Genomic DNA, 12,016 nt, shown 5'->3' on the forward strand with positions numbered 1-12,016 from the left:
TTCTGGTTACGTGTATCGAACAATTAGATCATGTATTGAGATTGAACCATGGCGCTCATTGTATCTGAACGCAGTCCTCTGCGGAGTGCTTCGAAGGCAATAATGTCATGTGGGGATACGTTGCCGATATTCGCCTGCAAACCAACCGTTCGCAAGATTTCAACCTGCTGCTCCTTGTGTGGAGCTTCCCACATCAGTCGGCTAGGCGTATGCACTGCGGAGACAATACGATTGACCAATGAGGTATCACAACTGCCGCTGCAATCATACACGCCAACCCCCACACCAGATTCTCTTCCCTCAAGTGTCATCCATTCGGCTCCGTGAGCAAGGTCTTCTGTAAAGGTCTCTACGATATCGGAGAGAACAAATGGTGTTGAATTATCCTTCTTGCCATACTCTGTACAAACAAGCAGTCCTTCCTCGCTAGCGCGGCGGATGAGCTCATTCCGCTCCTTGCGGGTTAATGTGATTGTGCCGTCCGACACCTCAACTCCCGTAAAACCAGTCACTCTCATCATATGAAAAAAAGCATCCACCATGCCTTGCGCGACAGCAATTTCTAAAAACGTACCTCCAGGAATGACAATAACATCATGACGTGCTGCGGCTTCCAGCTTGGTGCTAAGCAGAGAAAGAGGCGTAACGGCAGAGGTTCCAAACCCCAGCTTAATGACGTCGATGTGCTCGTGAGCGAGCTCCAGCATATCCGTAAATTCGCTCATTCCCATTCCTTTGTCCATGACCATCGTCATTCCCGTGGTACGCGGCTTCGCAGTACGTATTCCGCTTGGATCAATTAATCGACTCGGCCAACAGCCAACTTGGTTGTCAGTGAAGCTCATGGTTTACAATCTCCCTCATCTCATGAAGATAGTCAAACTATGAAGTCAATATATGCATACCTCACCTGACAGGTGCCTAGTTGCCTGTATGTGCGTGTTCAAAAAGGCCGGTTTTCAGCACCGAGAAAGTTGGATGAAGCCAGGGCCTGAGGAGCGGAGCGTACGTTTTGGGTACATGAGCACCGGAAGGCCCGGCTGAATTCAAGATTCGATGCCGAGTCCACTTCATGATTTACTTCGTGATCAAAAGCGGACTTTTTGAACAACCTCAATATGAGCAGCGTCTATCTGCCAGATTCTCGCAATCTACTGCTCTAAACAAGTCTTGTCCTGCATACAATGTGTCAATATGCGTATTGTACAGGCTGCGTTCACTTGGATCGCTTGATGTTTCCAATTCATGATTGTGTACAGGAGGGGAGAACGGTGACGATTGATAAGTTCGTAGCGAGTATGGCGGGACTGCGCTTTCTGTCTGGATCTCTGGAGATTGCTGTAGCCCTCATTATGTTGAAAGTAAATGATACCGAGAAGGCGCTTGCCGTTAATTCATTGCTCGCTCTTGTAGGGCCGCTCGTGCTTATTACAACGACCACAATTGGGCTGATAGGCATAGCAGACAAGTTGAACTGGACGAAGATTGCCTGGATTGTTGCTGGTGTTACGTGCTTGCTTATCGGCATTTTGAAGAAGTAGTGGACGGGGGTATAGGGATCAATCGGTACTAGTCCCACCGAGGTGCATATTTGCCGGACAAGGGTCATACATATGGGATACACAAGGTAGCACCTTATTTCCCTTAAAATAATGAGGATGACCCAAGGAGGATGGGAGAGATGAATGTATACAGCTGGTCAGCGGTGCTGCCTCCCGCGCTTCGTTCTATCTTGCTGCACTTGCCTGAACGCATCTTAGGTGAATTGGAAGAAGTGAGAATCCGACAAGAGCGCCCGCTAGAAGTCAGTGCAGCGGGGGAATTTTATTTTGTGACTAGGGAAGGCACATTGACTGATAAGCCTGATACAGCCTATCGTCCCAACCGCGAAGATAGCCTTCAATTGCTTGACTATGTAACGAATCATTCTCTGTATACGATGGAGGAAGAGCTTCGGCGTGGATTCATTACGGTAGCTGGTGGACATCGAATTGGACTAGCGGGTCGGACTGTGCTGACGCAAGGAAGGGTTAGTCATCTTCGGGATATAACGGGCTTCAACTTGCGTATTGCCCGAGAAGTAATGGGCATAGCCGACGACATTATTCCACAACTGCTTGATTTCAAGCATCGGACAATCCATAGCACACTTGTCGTATCCCCTCCACAGCATGGGAAGACAACCCTGCTGCGAGATATGGCTCGGGCTATCTCCTCTGGCTGCTGGAATCATCCACAGGCGCTCTGGAAGGCGCTTAAGGTAGGCATTGTAGATGAGCGTTCTGAAATTGCCGGTTGTACGAAGGGAGTGCCTAGTTACCATCTTGGCTATCGAACAGATGTTATAGATGGGTGCCCGAAGGCGGAAGGATTAATGATGTTTATTCGTTCTATGTCTCCCGATGTGCTTGTTGTGGATGAATTCGGCAGAGAAGAAGATTACGAAGCGATGCGAGAGGCCATACATGCTGGCGTAAGGATGATCGCATCTGTTCATGGATCGGATGCAGAGGATGTGATTCGACGTCCTGGAATGGCATCCTTGCTTGATGGAGGGGGATTTACTCGGGTTGTTACGCTGCGGAGGACAGCTAGACAGTGGCAGCGGAAGGTGTACGACGGCAAGCTGCGAGCGCTTCAGCCCAGCATCGTAGCGAATGTGCAGGGAGGAGGTGGGTACCACGTATAAATTGCTAGGAGCAGCAATTCTCGTTGCGGCTGCAGCGGGGATAGGGTGGGTACAAGCAGCTGCATATGCGGCGAGACCGAAGCAGCTTCGGCTGCTGCACCATGCACTGGCTCGATTGGAAACCGCAATAATATACGGGCACACCCCGCTATCGGCAGCATTTCACGATATTGCACAGCAAATGCCCCCTATACTGCGTGATATATTCCTCAGCGCATCACAAGCAATGGAACATTCCGCAGCACAATCATTTACGGCAAGGGAAGCTTGGGAGCAAGCGTGGGAACGATATGGCAGCAATACCTCGCTAACGAAGGATGACCTCCGAATTATTAAGGAACTTGGGTTTACGCTTGGAATTAGTGATCGAGAGGATCAGAGCAAGCATATCAAGCTTGCGATTAAGCAGCTGGAGCAAGAGGAGTGGAGCGCTCGGGAAGATCATAGCCGCTATGGAAAAATGACTCGCAGTCTTGGTGTGCTAGCTGGTTTGCTCGTTGTAATTTTGATGTATTGAGGTGCCAGATGATGAATGTAGATGTCAGCGCCATTTTTCAAATTGCCGGAATCGGTATTATCATCGCGATGATTCACACCGTGCTGAAGCAAATGGGAAAGGAAGATATGGCTCATTGGGTGACGGTCATCGGCTTTGTTGTGGTCTTGTTCATGGTCGTTCGCTTGCTGGATCACTTATTCCAAGAGATTAAAACCATCTTCTTGTTTCAATAAAATAACGGTAGGTATACAGGTCAGGTGATTTCATGGAAATCATTCAAGTTGTAGGACTCGGACTTTTAGCGACCATTCTAGTATTGGTTGTCAAAGAGCAGAAGCCGATGTTTGCGTTTATCATTTCAACCTTTGCTGGAATCGCCATTTTTCTATTCTTGATTGGGAAGATCGAAGTCGTCATTCAAGTGCTGGAGGACTTGGCCGATCGCTCGGGAATTCAGCCCATTTATTTGAAGACGATATTGAAAATGATTGGAATCGCCTACATCGCGGAGTTCGGCGCTCAAATTGTTCGGGATGCAGGACAGGATGGGATTGCATCTAAGATTGAACTTGCCGGGAAGGTGCTGATTATGGTACTGGCTATCCCGATCATAAGCGTCATTATAGAGACTGTAATGAAGCTTCTTCCTGCTTGACGTGAGGTAAGGTGGAGTGCGAATGAACCGAATTCAATTGCAAGAACGGCATTGGAACATGGTCTATAGGAAGTGGGTGTGGCTCCTGTTGCTGCTGTGCGTGTTGTTCGCTAGTGTGGGTACGGCATTCGCTGCTCCTGCGATAGAAGACAAGCAGGTGACACAGCCGCAGCAGCTGCAAGAAGAAGCGCCCGCAAGACCCGCCGCAACAGAAGCATGGATCGAGCAGCAGACGAAGCGATTACAGACGAGCGAAGTGGAGCGGTACTGGAATGATCTGCTCGTCAAGTATGGGGGCTACTTTCCTAGAGATGCCATGCCAGATTTTGTTGATTTGCTGCTTCCTGGCGGTGAGAAGCTGACAGTCAGCAATGTGTTCAAGGCTATCGGGAAATTTATGCTGCAAGAAGTGTTTATGAACGGCAAGTTAATTGTCACGATTGTCATACTCGTCGTATTCAGCATGGTGCTGGAAACGCTGCAGACCGCCTTCGAGCGCAACACAGTCAGCAAAATTGCCTACACGATTTCTTACATGGTCATCATTATTCTGGCTATTAACAGCTTCCAGATCGCAATCGGCTTCGCCAAGGAAGCAATATCAAGCATGATTAACTTTATGATGGCGATGGTGCCCTTGCTTCTAACCCTGCTGGCTTCAATGGGGAATGTTGTGACCGTTACAGTCATGCATCCGCTCATCATCTTTATGGTTCATTTGGTCGGAACACTGATCTATGTCGGTGTATTTCCGCTTCTATTCTTCTCAGCAATTCTGCATATTGTCAGTTCCATATCTGACAAATACAAGGTGACTCAACTGGCGAACTTGATGCGGAGCATCAGTGTGGGATTGCTAGGTGTTCTGTTAACGATCTTTCTGGGCGTGATCTCCGTGCAAGGCGCTACGAGCTCAGTCACTGATGGGGTATCTATTCGAACAGCCAAGTATATAACCGGCAATTTCGTTCCTGTAATTGGACGCGCATTCTCAGATGCAACGGATACCGTCATTTCGGCATCGCTGCTCGTAAAAAATGCGGTTGGGTTGTCAGGTGTCATTATTTTGCTGTTTTTATGTGCCTTCCCGGCAATCAAAATATTGACGCTTGCATTAATCTATAACGCCTCGGCAGCCATTATGCAGCCGTTAGGAGATTCCCCTGTGCTTGGGTGCCTGAAGACGATCGGCAAGAGCATGATCTATGTGTTTGCGGCTCTAGCTGCGGTCGGTCTCATGTTCTTTCTAGCAATTACGATTCTCATTACGGCAGGCAATGTGACGGTTATGATGCGCTAGGCCGCGCGGATGAAATGGAGTGAACGAAATGAGCTGGTTAAGTCAATGGATGAAAGAGATCATCATGATAATTCTACTGGCAACGTTCATTGATCTGCTTCTGCCCAATCGCTCGATGCAGCGATACGTCAAGCTAATGCTTAGCTTAATTATTTTACTAACCTTATTATCACCTGTCCTTAAGCTGTTCGACGCAAGACTGGCAGATCAATTAGCAAGCGAATGGAGCTCTACGTTGTCATCCACGTTAACCGCAGAGCGAAAACAGTCAACGAGCGTAAACGAAATCCGAAGGCAAGGAGAGTTGCTAGCCCGTGAGCAGGAAGGCAGTGCGCTGCGGCTTGCAGAAGCGGAAATTGGCAGTCAGATGAAGGAACAGCTTGCACTTGCCTTACGTCACAGTGTTCAAAATGCCAACGGTACGAAGAGGAACATCTCGGAGGAACAGGTACAAGTGGAGCAGTTGCAAGTCAAGCTTACCCGTAATGCGAAGGGGGAACCAATCATTGAACGGATAGAGCTTGCTCTTTCTGCCGGACAGGCTGCTGTGAGCGAAACCGATTCCATAGATTTCGTTAAAACTGATGGCACAGTGGAGGCTGTGAAGCCGGTTCATCAAGTACAGATTCAATCAGGCTTGATTGGACAAGAGGGCCCGGAGACGGGACAGTCTCAGCAATTCAAGGAAATCCCAGCATCAGGATACTCTGAACAGCTGGGGGAAGAGGCCGAACAGTATCGCAGCAAGGTTACGAATCAAGCGATACGATCACTGATGACCTCTTGGATTGTGAATGCGGAGCAAATCAAGGTGGAGTGGAAACGAGCTGAACCAAAGCTGTAGGACAGCCATCCTTTGGTCATGCGTTCAAGCAGGTGAAAATCATGAAAAAACAAGCATATTTTCTATACGGTAGCATATAGGTGAAATAGGACAAGTAAGACAAGTCCATTCGATAACGAAGGAGTCGATCATGTTGGCGAAATGGTTGCAGCAGATTGAAACGTGGATCGGAAAAGGCAGCAACGGTTCCAAGCGCGTCCGTTCGTTCCGCTGGCTGCTCCTGCTCGGTCTTGTCGGCGCAGCGCTCATATTGTTCGGCTCGTTCCAGCCTCAGGGAAGCGGCGGAGGGTGGTTCGGGGGCAAAGGCAGCGCAGACAAAGAGCCGCCGGCTGTCGGGGCCTTTGACTCGATGGAAACCAAGAATTCATCTGATAAGGCTTCATCGAATGTATTCGAGTCCATTGAGCAGTCATTTGAAGCACGCGTCAAAGGCATTCTGGAGGGAATTGTCGGCGTCGGACAAGTTGATGTGCTTGTCACGATTGACTCCACAGAGGAACTGATTGTTCAGCGCAACTTCAAGGACAATCAGCAGCAGACCGAAGAGACAGATTCGAACGGCGGCAAGCGGCACACTACCCAATATACGCGCGATGGTCAAATCGTGACGCTGGAATCCTCGGGAAATCAAGCTCCAATCGTGACGAAGCGCATTAAGCCGAAGGTGCGGGGAGTCATAGTCGTTGCGAAAGGGGCAGAGAATGCGACGGTGAAGAAGATGGTCGTCGATGCTGTCGAGAAAGGCTTGAATGTACCGGCTTATCGGATATCGGTCGTTCCACGCAAGATTGCTCAATAGGTAAGCTTGAACGAGAAACTGAATGAACATTAGGAGGTAATGAAGAATGAATACGAAAAGACAGACGATATGGTTAGTGTCTATGCTGAGCTTGATGGTCGTATTGTCCGCATATTATTTATTCACGGAGGACACAACAGCTCCAGCGAAGCAAACGGTAGACAATGTACGTTCAGAACAGACATTGAAAGGTGATGCAACAGAAGTTGGGCAATTGCCAGAAATCAAAGTCACTGAGGTATCTACAGGGCATGGTGCTGATCCAAGCGTCAATGGCAAAGACGCTGCATCCGAAGCTAAGGAGAACAGCAGCAAGAGTGACGGGACCAATCCTTCTGCGACAAGCACTGGCAAGGACGATGAAGCCAAGAATGCTGGAAATGAGACTAGCGCTGCTGCGAAGGAAGACCAAGAGAAGGCGATGCTGGACAAAGTTGAAGCAGAAGGTGTTATGAAGCGGAGCTCTATTGAAGAACTGCAAATGCAGCGTGCAGAGAAGTATCAGCAAGAGATGGAGAAACTCATGAGTGACCTGAACTCAACCAGCAGTGAGAAGACTGCTGCAGTCCATGACGAAATGGGCAAGCTGGAAGAGCATGAGACGAAATTATCAAACCTGGAAACGGAGCTGCAGAAGCAGTATCAGAGTGCAGTCATCACACAGGATAATGATAAATATCAAGTGCTTGTGCAGAGCAATAAGCTTGAAGCCAAAGATGCTGTTGAAATAGTAGATAAAGTCATGAAGGACTTGAATGTGACACAAGATAAGATTGTTGTAGAATATGTCAGTGAATAGCGAATGTACTCGAATCTAGCCCAGTTGCAAACTGGGCTCTTTCCATTTGGAACGATTATGTTATAATACTAACGTCTGTAGATTGTCCTTTTTTGAAGGTTGTTCAAAAAGACAGCTTATTTTTGAGAAAGCAACGGAAGGTCTCTCAGCATGGAATCTAGCATTCAATCACAAGGATTGTCGCATCGAATATGTCATTTCTTCTGCGGCAACACGGCACTCTGCTATGCATGCAGCTTAACAGCTACTTGTGCGCACTGCTGAACAGATTCGGTATTATATTCTGCATAGACAGCATGCGCTGAGCGTCCTTGCGGATCTCTGTTGCGGAATACCGCTCCCTTTTTGGACATGTATTTGCAGTATGAAACTACCTTGCTATAAGAGACTTATCAATTGTCACGAGGAGTGAAACATGTTGTTCAAGATTGGCGAAATCAAAGAACTGATCAAGCTGTTGGACCAAACTTCCGTGCAGGAATTGGAAATCGAGAACGAAGGTTATCGTCTTTCCATTCGCAAGCCCGGCAAGACTGAAGTCATTAGTGTTCAGCCAGCACCTGCACAGCCTACATATACCCCGGTTCCAACTGTACCTGCACAGCCAGCAGCTGCAGTTGAGACAGCTCCTGCACAGCCAGCAGTAGATGTTGTTGCCGACACGAAGGAGCAGGCGGGATTGCATAAGATTGTGTCTCCGATGGTAGGTACATTCTATCGTGCTTCTTCACCAGACACGCCTCCATTTGTGAATACGGGAGATAAAATTAACGAGAAATCGGTCGTATGTATTTTGGAAGCGATGAAACTGATGAATGAACTCTTAGCTGAAGTCAAAGGCGAAATTGTTGAGATTCTTGTAGAAAATGGCCAGTTGGTTGAGTTCGGCCAGCCTTTATTCTTGGTGAAGCTGGATTAGTGGATGCTATCATCCCGAACAGATGTAAAGCCAAGGAGGTTTAAAACATTGAAATTTCAGAAGATTCTAATTGCTAACCGTGGTGAAATCGCTGTTCGTATCATTCGTGCTTGCCGAGAACTTGGAATTGCAACGGTTGCAGTCTACTCGGAAGCCGATCGTGATTCACTTCATGTACGTCTTGCAGATGAAGCGTACTGTATTGGCCCTACATCTTCCAAGGACAGTTACTTGAACTTTACGAATATAATGAGTGTTGCTACATTGACAGAATGTGATGCAGTACATCCTGGCTATGGTTTTTTGGCGGAGAATGCTGACTTTGCTGATATTTGCGAGTCATGCGGCATTACATTCATTGGTCCTTCTTCCGATGCGATTGAGCGTATGGGAGACAAGGCTGTAGCGAAGCAGACGATGAAGGATGCAGGAGTTCCTGTCATTCCTGGTTCCGACGGTCTCGTTGAGAATATCGAAGAAGCTCTTATGATCGCACGCGATATCGGTTATCCTGTCATCATTAAGGCAACTGCCGGCGGCGGTGGCAAAGGGATCCGAATTGCGGATGATGAAGAGATGCTGGTCAAGCAAATTACGACAGCACAACAGGAAGCGGAGAGAGCCTTCGGTAATGCCGGCGTTTATTTGGAGAAGTATTTGACGGGCATGAAGCATGTTGAAATCCAAATTATCGCAGACAAGCATGGTAATGCAGCTTATCTAGGCGAACGTGACTGCTCCGTGCAGCGCAGACGTCAGAAGCTGGTTGAGGAAGCTCCATGTCCAGTGCTGACGCCAGATATTCGTATGAAGATGGGCGAGGCAGCTGTACGCGCAGCACTCGCTGTTGACTACTCGGGTGCAGGTACTTTGGAGTTTCTGTTCGGTCCAGACGGCAATTTCTACTTCATGGAGATGAATACTCGTATTCAGGTTGAACATCCTGTTACCGAGATGATAACTGGAATTGATCTTATCCAAGAGATGATCCATGTAGCGGAAGGCAATCCATTATCGTTCCGACAAGAGGATGTTCAGCTTAATGGATGGGCGATTGAGTGCCGTGTTAACGCAGAAGACCCTGATCGCAACTTTATGCCTTCCGCAGGGCAAATTCAATTCTATTTGCCTCCGGGAGGAGCGGGTGTACGTGTGGATAGCGCAGCATATCCAGGTTGTGTGATTTCTCCACACTATGATTCCATGATTGCGAAGCTGATCGTGTGGGCTCCTACTCGCGAACAAGCGATTGAACGTATGAAGCGTGCACTTGCGGAGTTCGCGATAGAAGGTATTCATACAACAATTCCGTTCCATCAACGGTTGCTGCGGCATCCGAAGTTCGAGCAAGGGGATTTCGATATTAAATTCCTGGAAGAGCATGAAGTCTAGAACGTCATCATGAGTAATTTGTCATAAAAATAGACAAATGCTATAGTTATGATTATGACGGACAAGAACTGCCTCTTTTCAAAAAATAATGAGGAGTGTGTAACGGATGAATCAGACGATTATTCCGGAATTTGAGCGTACTGATCTTGGCAATATTCAGATTGCTCCTGACGTGATTGCAGTGATCGCTGGTCTAGCTACTATTGAAGTAGAAGGTGTAGCGGGTATGAGCGGTGGCTTTGCAGGCGGTATTGCTGAATTACTTGGCCGTAAGAACTTGTCCAAAGGCGTTAAGGTTGAAGTTGGACAACGTGAAGCTGCAGTAGATGTGAACATCATCGTAGAATATGGTCGTCGCATTCCTGTGATTGCTGATGAGATTCAGCAGAACGTAAAGCGCTCCATTGAGATGATGACAGGTCTTCATGTTGTTGAAGTGAACGTGCATGTGCATGACGTGCATTTTAAATCGCAAGAGAAACCGGAAGAAACGGAAGTATCTACGCGAGTGAAATAATGATGGCAGTAAACCCCCTCCTGGTGGCAGGGGGTTTACTGCCATTCCATGAGGAGGGTCGTCAAGCGTGAGCAGAATTGTAGACAGACTGTTGTTGTTTGTGTATAGTTTGGTCATTGGTTCGTTATCGGTAGCAGCCATTTTAGCTGCATTAGGCTTCATTCCCGAACGGCTTGATCCAACTCAGCCTCTATGGCTGCAAACAACAGTAATAGCGGTTGCGGCCGTTATTTTATTGCTTAGCATCCGCTTCGTTTACGTTTCAATGCGTCGTGAGCGGAAGTCAATGTCATCGATTGATCAACGCACCGATATTGGTGATATTAAGATATCGATAGAAACGATCGAGAACGTGGCGTTGAAGGCAGCGTCGCGCGTCCGTGGTGTTAAGGACTTAAAGGCACGAATCCGCACCAATGAATCAGGGCTCGATATCACGATTCGCACCGTTGTGGACGGGGAGACGGCGATACCAAGCATGACGGAGGATGTTCAACGCCAGGTTCGCGATTATGTGCAGGAAATTACCGGAATACCGGTTTCTTACGTTTCGGTATACGTCGCAAATATTGTGCAGACGCAAACCTTTAAAGCGCGCGTTGAATAGGTGGTGAGCTGTCCGATGTGGAAGGAAATATGGGAGAGTCACGGCGGACGTCTACTCGGCGTCACGGCGGGCATTTTTTTTGGCATCTTGTATCTAATTGTTGGTTTTTGGGATATGCTATTTTTTGCACTTCTTGTATTCATCGGATTTGCAATCGGCAGACAGCGGGATCTGAAATTAGGCCCCTTGTTCCCGTTTCAGCGAATTGGAATGTGGATGTCTGAACGTTGGAGAAGGTTGAAGTAGTCCTATGGACGCTCCGAACGACTGCTTGACCGCCGGTTCTGGCCGACGGAAGGGAATCGGGGAGCTTCATAGGATTTTTTTCACAAATAAATCGTAAGTAGATGCATCGAAGTGCTTAAAATCGTAGTAACGGTGGCAATTGCCTTGATGAACAGTAGAGTGCATGCGCTAGTGAATTGAAGGAATACGAATTCGACATGTCGGATGCTTTACATGCAGGAGGATAAATCATGAAAAGACGCATCGCCAGAGAAATGGCTATTCAAAGTTTGTATCAGCTTGAAATGACAGAGGTAACGCCACACCAGGCTGTTGCTATGATTGTGCAAGAATCTGCACAAGACAATGAAATAGGTGTTAAGCATGAGCATGCGGAAGCCATGCATGCTCATGTATTGGAATGGGTACGAGCTACATGGGAGCATCACGTTGAGATCGACGAGCTTCTGGCACGTTATTTGAAAGGGTGGCACGTTGAGCGTTTGTCCAGAGTGGATAGACAGATCCTTCGTCTGGCTACGTACGAAATGAAATATCGCGATGATGTCCCTCCTAAAGTAGCGATCAATGAGGCCATCAATTTGGCAAAGCACTTTGGTACGGACGAGTCCGGAAAATTCGTCAATGGAGTTCTAGGGCAGATGATGCGTGATATGGACGGAGCTTCTACTGCGGAAGCTGCAAAGGAAGAAACAACAGAAGAATAGAAGTAAGTTCAGCTTGGATGACAATGTCGAGTATTCGGATGGA

The 12,016-nt window shown here is 47.8% G+C and carries 16 protein-coding genes; 15 read left to right on the forward strand and 1 reads right to left on the reverse strand.

Translation table 11 applies throughout. The features are described 5' to 3' along the window. Positions 1–23: 23 nt before the first annotated feature. Positions 24–845 (reverse strand): phosphosulfolactate synthase, encoded by an 822-nt coding sequence (locus BLS15_RS04970; RefSeq protein ID WP_021252993.1) that lies wholly within the window; start codon positions 843–845, stop codon positions 24–26. A gap of 426 nt (positions 846–1,271) precedes the next feature. Here BLS15_RS04970 and BLS15_RS04975 point away from each other — a divergent pair, with 426 nt between their 5' ends. From BLS15_RS04975 to nusB, 15 genes are all read left to right on the forward strand, one after another. Then, positions 1,272–1,541: a YqhV family protein gene (locus BLS15_RS04975; RefSeq protein ID WP_021252992.1), complete on the forward strand. Its 270-nt coding sequence runs from the start codon at positions 1,272–1,274 to the stop codon at positions 1,539–1,541. Positions 1,542–1,681: 140 nt separating this feature from the next. Beyond that, on the forward strand, positions 1,682–2,689 hold the full coding sequence (spoIIIAA, locus tag BLS15_RS04980; RefSeq protein ID WP_021252991.1) for a stage III sporulation protein AA: 1,008 nt from the start codon (positions 1,682–1,684) through the stop codon (positions 2,687–2,689). Continuing rightward, complete coding sequence (spoIIIAB, locus tag BLS15_RS04985; protein WP_231515151.1) at positions 2,673–3,206, forward strand: stage III sporulation protein SpoIIIAB; 534 nt, start codon at positions 2,673–2,675, stop codon at positions 3,204–3,206. The genes spoIIIAA and spoIIIAB overlap by 17 nt, the downstream gene beginning before the upstream one ends. An 11-nt stretch (positions 3,207–3,217) precedes the next feature. Then, on the forward strand, positions 3,218–3,421 hold the full coding sequence (gene spoIIIAC / locus BLS15_RS04990; RefSeq protein ID WP_005546700.1) for a stage III sporulation protein AC: 204 nt from the start codon (positions 3,218–3,220) through the stop codon (positions 3,419–3,421). A gap of 32 nt (positions 3,422–3,453) precedes the next feature. Further along, positions 3,454–3,843 (forward strand): stage III sporulation protein AD, encoded by a 390-nt coding sequence (gene spoIIIAD, locus BLS15_RS04995; RefSeq protein ID WP_021252989.1) that lies wholly within the window; start codon positions 3,454–3,456, stop codon positions 3,841–3,843. 22 nt (positions 3,844–3,865) lie between these two features. Continuing rightward, a complete protein-coding gene (spoIIIAE, locus tag BLS15_RS05000) occupies positions 3,866–5,143 on the forward strand; it encodes a stage III sporulation protein AE (RefSeq protein WP_021252988.1) in 1,278 nt (425 codons plus the stop codon). Between the two features lie 28 nt (positions 5,144–5,171). Then, entirely contained in the window at positions 5,172–5,987 is an 816-nt protein-coding gene (gene spoIIIAF, locus BLS15_RS05005) for a stage III sporulation protein AF (RefSeq protein WP_021252987.1), read from the forward strand. Between the two features lie 130 nt (positions 5,988–6,117). Further along, on the forward strand, positions 6,118–6,786 hold the full coding sequence (gene spoIIIAG, locus BLS15_RS05010; RefSeq protein WP_021252986.1) for a stage III sporulation protein AG: 669 nt from the start codon (positions 6,118–6,120) through the stop codon (positions 6,784–6,786). Between the two features lie 46 nt (positions 6,787–6,832). Continuing rightward, the gene (locus BLS15_RS05015) at positions 6,833–7,585 is read left to right on the forward strand and encodes a SpoIIIAH-like family protein (protein ID WP_021252985.1); all 753 of its coding nucleotides are present in this window, start codon (positions 6,833–6,835) and stop codon (positions 7,583–7,585) included. A gap of 418 nt (positions 7,586–8,003) precedes the next feature. Next, on the forward strand, positions 8,004–8,504 hold the full coding sequence (gene accB / locus BLS15_RS05020; RefSeq protein ID WP_028533131.1) for an acetyl-CoA carboxylase biotin carboxyl carrier protein: 501 nt from the start codon (positions 8,004–8,006) through the stop codon (positions 8,502–8,504). Positions 8,505–8,552: 48 nt separating this feature from the next. After that, positions 8,553–9,896 (forward strand): acetyl-CoA carboxylase biotin carboxylase subunit, encoded by a 1,344-nt coding sequence (accC, locus tag BLS15_RS05025; RefSeq protein WP_021252983.1) that lies wholly within the window; start codon positions 8,553–8,555, stop codon positions 9,894–9,896. A gap of 106 nt (positions 9,897–10,002) precedes the next feature. Beyond that, a complete protein-coding gene (locus BLS15_RS05030; RefSeq protein WP_021252982.1) occupies positions 10,003–10,413 on the forward strand; it encodes an Asp23/Gls24 family envelope stress response protein in 411 nt (136 codons plus the stop codon). Positions 10,414–10,480: 67 nt separating this feature from the next. Continuing rightward, positions 10,481–11,020, forward strand: a complete 540-nt coding sequence (gene amaP, locus BLS15_RS05035; RefSeq protein WP_021252981.1) for an alkaline shock response membrane anchor protein AmaP — start codon at positions 10,481–10,483, stop codon at positions 11,018–11,020. A gap of 15 nt (positions 11,021–11,035) precedes the next feature. Continuing rightward, the gene (locus BLS15_RS05040; RefSeq protein WP_021252980.1) at positions 11,036–11,266 is read left to right on the forward strand and encodes a DUF2273 domain-containing protein; all 231 of its coding nucleotides are present in this window, start codon (positions 11,036–11,038) and stop codon (positions 11,264–11,266) included. A 230-nt stretch (positions 11,267–11,496) separates the two neighbouring features. Beyond that, positions 11,497–11,973 (forward strand): transcription antitermination factor NusB, encoded by a 477-nt coding sequence (gene nusB, locus BLS15_RS05045; RefSeq protein WP_021252979.1) that lies wholly within the window; start codon positions 11,497–11,499, stop codon positions 11,971–11,973. Positions 11,974–12,016: the final 43 nt, after the last annotated feature.

Source organism: Paenibacillus sp. cl6col (genome assembly GCF_900102125.1).
In the GTDB taxonomy this organism is placed as follows: Bacteria; Bacillota; Bacilli; order Paenibacillales; family Paenibacillaceae; genus Paenibacillus_B; species Paenibacillus_B suaedae.